This is a genomic window from Glycomyces halotolerans, assembly GCF_054779575.1.
Genome location: NZ_BAAGXZ010000081.1, coordinates 1 through 522, shown reverse-complemented (window position 1 = coordinate 522; position 522 = coordinate 1). Strand labels below are relative to the sequence as shown.

Below are 522 nucleotides of genomic sequence, written 5' to 3'. Positions count from 1 at the left end.
TGTTTTGGCGAGCAACGCAGGAATGAAGCGGAAGCTAGGGTGTCTTGTTCTTTGCCTTCTTTCTTATGGACAAGCATAAGAAAGAACGGTCGCCTAAAGGCGAAATCAAACGTGATTTGCGTACTGAGAAGCTGCCAGTCTTCTTTTTATATCCGTAAAGAGAACTACTTTTTTAACAATGGCGCTATCGCCATCATCAGTCTTTCCGTTGTCCCTCTATGCTGCAAGGTAAACCCCTTCGCTGCTTCCGCCATCGTACGCACTTTCACTTTATCCGCTGCCAGTGCCGCAATCATCCCATGCAACTCACTTACATCCTTTAGCTGTACCGCCGCATCCGCCATGACCGCCGCTTGCGCCACTTGCTCAAAGTTAAACATATGCGGCCCTAGTATGGTCGGCACGCCCATGGCGGCGGCTTCAATCAGGTTCTGCCCGCCCAGCGGCTGCAGGCTGCCGCCCATCACGGCAAAGTCGCTGGCGGCGTAATAGGTGTACATTTCGCCCATGCTGTTGCCCAGC

At 52.7% G+C, this 522-nt stretch carries 1 protein-coding gene; it reads right to left on the bottom strand.

Annotated elements, in window-relative coordinates:
• Positions 1-164: 164 nt before the first annotated feature.
• Positions 165-522, bottom strand: a 358-nt coding sequence (locus tag ACYVL2_RS20125; RefSeq protein ID WP_460546580.1) for a 3-deoxy-D-manno-octulosonic acid transferase, incomplete at its 5' end; no start/stop codon positions are given.